The following is a 4,572-nucleotide window of genomic DNA, read 5'->3' on the forward strand; positions in this document are numbered from 1 at the left end:
TCGGTGTCTCCGTCGTCGTTGTCGTCGTGTTGTTCGTCGGTGTCTCCGTCGTCGTTGTCGTCGTGTTGTTCGTCGGTGTCTCCGTCGTCGTGTTGTTCCCAGGTGTGACTGCTGTAGTTGTGTTATTACCTGGTGTGTTCGTCGTGGTTGTCGGACTCGGTGCATTGTCATTGTCATCGTCGTCATCATCGTCACCACCACCGAAGAACCATCCTCCGCCGTCGTCGGACTCGGTTGTCGTCGTCGAATTCGTCGGCGAGTCCGTAGCTGACCCAGTCGGTGTTGGGGAGGCGGTTTCGGTCGCCGGAGCATCGGTTGTAACCGGCATCGGCGTGTCCGTAACGGGGACTGGAGTATTTACATCGGGGACTGGAGAGTCGCCGTCAAGAGACGGACCAATATCGACTCCGGGGACGCCCACGGCGAGTGCGACCCCCGAAATCGAAAGGAGGACACCGAAGATGAGAAGGATACGCTGGAGCGTATTCTCGTTCCACTTACTCCACGACGCCTGCTCCCGTGACGGTGTCCTATCGTCGCTGGTGCCGTCCCGGCGTGCTCGCGCGGCAGCGGCGTACGGCCCCACAAAACCGGGAAGCGATTCCATCACGTCCAGCGCCTCGTCGACGCTGACCGCACCAATCATAAACGCCACCGTCACGAAAACGAGAAGCCCCGTCGGTGGGACGACGATAAGGGCGGTGAGACTGTTTTGGATGGTCATCGAGAGAAGGACGATAGGAACGCCAGCGATGAATCCCGTTGCGACCACACGACCGAGTCGAGCATCCGAGAACGGCTTGAATCCGATGTGTCGAGCGCTCAGAAGATTAAAAACCGGAAGTGACGAGTAGCCGGTTGTCGTTGCAATTGCCGCACCGATAATGCCGTATCGCGGAATCAAAAACGCGTTCAACCCGAGGTTCAGCATCGCCGCAGCACCGGTTGCGGCGATGAGCGGCTTCATGTCTCCTTTCGCGTGGCTAATCGTGAGAATCGGTCTGACAACTGCGAATCCGATAGTCCCCGGCAGGAGAATAAGAAGCGGTGTGACGACCGGCATCGACCCGTCGCCAAGATAAAGCGGGACGAAGTCCTTCGCCAGCGCCCCCAGTCCGAGCGACAACAGGAGGACGATGAGCATTCCATAGCGCGTGACCCGCGACGCAATCTCGTTGATCTGGTCGATGCGGTCTTCGGCCCAGAGGTCGGAAACAGACTGAATGAGCATCGACTGAATCGAGCGGGGAATTACCCAGAGGAGTTGGCTAATGACCAGCGCGGACTTATAGTATCCAACTTGCGTCTCAGTGACGTACGACGCGAGCATCAGCACGTCGGCGTGGTACATCGACGTGAGAAACAGCATGTAAACCACCGACAGGTGGTTGAAATTAAACAGCTCCTTGGTCGGGAATCCCTCCGGTGTCGTAGAGAATACGCCGCGAAGCGAGATACTGGTTCGGAGCCACCACAGCGCGAGCAACGCGACGAGCGTGTTGACGACGATGAGACCAACCATCAGTCCCCCAATCTCGAATCCGAGGGAGGCGATACCGATGAGTGTGATTCGGGTGCCGACCTTGTTGAGCACACGCAGCGGCTCCGAGCGGTGCTCTTGCTTGAGACCCATCAAGGAGCGACGGGAGTATTCACGGAACTGTGTCGCGATGGTCAGCCCGGCCAACCCATAGAACCCGATCACGTACTTCTGACCGAGATACTGAGAGACGAGACCAAAGCTGGCTGCAGCGGCGAACGCGACCGCCGTCAACACCGCAAGGACGGTCCCGAGACGAAAGTAGTAGCCGAATACGTGCGTCTTCCAATTGTGGAACGGGCGTTCTTCGGCGAGGTACTTTTTAGCACCGCTGTTGATACCTGAACTCATCAGGATAGTTGAGATACCGAACACTGCGGTGAGGGTGCTGTAGCGCCCGTAGAGTTCGAAACCCAGAGTCGTAATAAAAATCGGCGTCAGGACCACCGAAGACAGCACGATGAAGATGCGCCCCCCGGCGATAGAGAGAAACGCGGTGACCATATTCCGGTTCATCGGCGCACGCCTCCCGCGTCACTCTGAAACCGTGTACTTGACTGCTCAGTGTGCGCGTCATGACCTCTCATTGACTTCACAATGCGCGCGCCCTGACAGCGCATCAGTCGCTGGCCGCTTGTTGTCCGGTGATTCACGTACATAATAAACGAATGAGGAGCGTCAGTTAGCCGACGCTCGCTTGCTTCCAATCGAGTTCCCTGGGAGCGTCACGTCCATCTGCTCGGTGTACGCCGCGTCGATATTCGACGTGTTCGACGTGGACTCGTTTCCGCCCGAGTCTGTCGATTCATTGTAAGTGGTCGTATCCGAGTCGGTCGTATCGGCGGTCGCCGGCGAAGTAGTCGTGACTACTCCCGTCGTTTCGACGGTGGTTGCGTTGGTGTGTGTCTCACCAGTGTCATCCCCAGCGGGTGACGAACAACCGGCCGTCGTCATCAGAAGGGCGACGAGGAGGGCAATACTGGCGCGTTTCAGTGCTCGTGTTGAGATGTCCATTTCCAACCCAGACGGGACATCACACCCACCCCTCGTTATTATCGTGTACGTAGATACTGCTTATCAGCCGGATAATGCGGAACAACAGACGAGGGCCACATCAAAACGGGACACGAGTGCACGCGCGAAAAACGATTGACTGCGAATTCTCACGCTTGGTACTCACGTATCCACTTGTTGTCAGGGAGGTCACAAGCTACAGGGCTGTAGTCGACTCCTTGCCGAGCGAAATCACACGAGCGTAGCTGCGATTTCGTCGACAGATGCTGTTACCAGACCGATAATAAAGCAACTCCAACGCGGAGTAACAGTCGATACTCGATGCCGACAGTGAGCGTCATCATTCCCACGTACAACCGAGCAGAAGTCCTCCCGCGCGCCATCGACAGCGCTCTCGACCAAACGCTGTCGGATGTCGAGGTAATCGTCATCGACGACGCCTCCACGGACGACACGGAAACAGTGGTAACCTCGTACGACGAGCCACGAGTAACCTACCTCGCCCACGAGACGAACCGCGGCGGAAGCGCCGCCCGCAACACCGGAATCGAGGTCGCGACGGGTGACTACATCGCGCTTCTCGACTCCGACGATGAGTGGGCACCGACAAAACTCGAACGGCAGGTAGAGACGTTAGAACAGCGGTCCAGTGAATGGGTCGCCGCCTACTGTGGCACGACCCTCATCGACGACGAAGAGGCCAATCCCGTCTGGGAACGCATCAAGTCATTCGTGGGACTCCACAGCGCAAAGGAGGGGAGAGAAGGCGGCGAAGAACTCGTCAAAGAGGTCCTCATGGAAAATCTCCACACCAGCGCCGGGTCGACACTCATCGTCGACTCCGATGTCGTGAATCAGATCGGCGGTTTCGACGAATCGTTTGACCGGTATCAGGACACCGAGTTCCTCATTCGCGTGCTCAAACAGGGGAAACTCGCTTACATCGACGAACCCCTCTTACGACGGTATCCCTCCGGAGGGCCGAGTGCAGATTCAGTCCGGCAGGCGAACACCCATTACCTGCGGACGTTCGCCGAGGACGTTGTCGAACTAGAAACGCGTGGATACGACGTCACGGGGATACATCAGTACGCACTCGCCTCGCTCTACCTGCGCGAAGGTCGGTTCAACCGCGGACTCGCGTACCTTCGCGCTGGCCAGACACCCGGCCTGCGGCAGCTTCCCGGACTTCTCTACACTGTCTGTACCGGCATCCAAACGAGACTCACAGACTGAGATTGTGACGACCGCGTCGGCCGAAACCACCGAACAATCACTCGTCAAACGGTGATTTAGCACCCTCGGGCATCGCCCCCGCCTCGGCGACGATATTCTGCCGTCCGACGCTGATCTTTTCTACCATCCCGTTGTCGCTCATCTTCGAGAGTAATCGACTGACCTTGGATTTTGACCAGTTCGTTCGTTCGACGATTGTGCTCTGATAGACCCACCCGTCGTTCTCCCGGAGCAGTTTGAGTACTTTTTCTTCACCGGTCGAAGTTCGCTGTGACGCCTGCTGAGATTCGAGTCGGTCGAATTTTTGTGCGGCAGACGGACGAGACGGGGAGGACTCCGATTCAGAGTTAGACTCCGGGGCAGGGTCGGATTCAGGTTCAAATCCAGGCACCACCGTTACGATGACCGCAAAGAGCGACTCAATCTTCGAGAACCACGACGAGATTGTCCCCTCCAACTGGTACCGCGACGAGGCGAAGAACCATCGCCCACAGACCGTGAGGATACCGAAGAGCGTCCCACTAGCGAACAAGAGCATCGGCGTCGTCGTACCGTCGCTCGTTTCCGTTCCCAGTCTCGTCTCAAAACCGTCGCTCAACCCGTCACCGTCCGTATCGGCATCGACGAAACTACTGTTGTGTTTGTACTCATACGAATCGCTAAGCCCGTCGCCGTCGGTATCAGCGGTCGCATCCTTTGGCGGCGACCCGTGCTCGACTTCGACGCCGTCGGGGATGCCGTCGTCGTCGGTGTCGGGGTCAGTCGGTGACAGCGACCTGGAC

The 4,572-nt window shown here is 57.8% G+C and carries 4 protein-coding genes; 1 reads left to right on the forward strand and 3 read right to left on the reverse strand.

From position 1 onward, the window contains the following. Together QT222_RS06005 and QT222_RS06010 are read right to left on the reverse strand one after the other, a co-directional pair. Positions 1–2,056: oligosaccharide flippase family protein (locus QT222_RS06005; protein ID WP_491476628.1), on the reverse strand; the 2,056-nt coding region annotated here is incomplete at its 3' end. A 162-nt stretch (positions 2,057–2,218) separates the two neighbouring features. Next, positions 2,219–2,554 (reverse strand): hypothetical protein, encoded by a 336-nt coding sequence (locus QT222_RS06010; protein ID WP_491476629.1) that lies wholly within the window; start codon positions 2,552–2,554, stop codon positions 2,219–2,221. Positions 2,555–2,875: 321 nt separating this feature from the next. On the opposite strand from QT222_RS06010, the gene QT222_RS06015 reads away from it, so the two are divergent. Further along, entirely contained in the window at positions 2,876–3,790 is a 915-nt protein-coding gene (locus tag QT222_RS06015) for a glycosyltransferase family 2 protein (RefSeq protein WP_491476630.1), read from the forward strand. 37 nt (positions 3,791–3,827) lie between these two features. Here QT222_RS06015 and QT222_RS06020 read toward each other — a convergent pair. Next, on the reverse strand, positions 3,828–4,572 hold a 745-nt coding region (locus QT222_RS06020; RefSeq protein WP_491476631.1), incomplete at its 5' end, for a helix-turn-helix transcriptional regulator.

The sequence above is a fragment of the Haloferax sp. s1 genome (assembly GCF_058382125.1).

Bases quoted from the DNA above. Each gene is read 5' to 3' on its own strand.
- QT222_RS06010 (WP_491476629.1), bottom strand. From the start codon at position 2,554: ATGGACATCTCAACACGAGCACTGAAACGCGCCAGTATTGCCCTCCTC.
- QT222_RS06015 (WP_491476630.1), top strand. From the start codon at position 2,876: ATGCCGACAGTGAGCGTCATCATTCCCACGTACAACCGAGCAGAAGTC.